This window comes from Kocuria sp. KRD140 (assembly GCF_017168375.1).
GTDB lineage: Bacteria > Actinomycetota > Actinomycetes > Actinomycetales > Micrococcaceae > Kocuria > Kocuria marina.
The window spans coordinates 1-382 of record NZ_JABFAW010000023.1 but is presented as its reverse complement, the minus strand read 5'-3'; the positions used below and the strand labels follow the sequence as shown (position 1 = coordinate 382).

Sequence of the window (382 nt, the reverse complement as noted above, 5' to 3'; positions counted from 1 at the left end):
AGCTCCAACCATGCGGTTAGCAGCCGCTGATCTGCCGCCGCGGCCACAACCTCGTCGTCATCGAGTTGCTCGGCCGATGCGCAGTGCACCGCGTCGTAGCCACGCATGGGCCAGGTCAGCCGCGCGGGTCACGACCTGCTCATCCACCTCGATGGCGTCCATCTCGGACCACATCTGGTCACGGTTCGCCCGTCGCGAATCTGCGCGAGGGGCCGGCTCAGTCACGCACTCCCGAGCCACAAAGGCGCCGGGTCACGTGGGCCATGCTAGGACCACCAGCGCTCCAGCACCCGCGCGACGCCGTCCTCGCTATTGGGTGCAGTGACCTCGTCGGCGACGGCCAGCGCGTCGGGATGCGCGTTACCCATCGCCACACCCAAAC

1 protein-coding gene is annotated in these 382 nt (G+C 68.1%); it reads right to left on the bottom strand.

The genetic code is table 11. The annotated features are described in order from the left end of the window. Nucleotides 1-266 precede the first annotated feature (266 nt). A complete protein-coding gene (locus J1M36_RS12445) occupies nucleotides 267-368 on the bottom strand; it encodes an HAD family hydrolase (RefSeq protein ID WP_241247216.1) in 102 nt (33 codons plus the stop codon). Nucleotides 369-382: the final 14 nt, after the last annotated feature.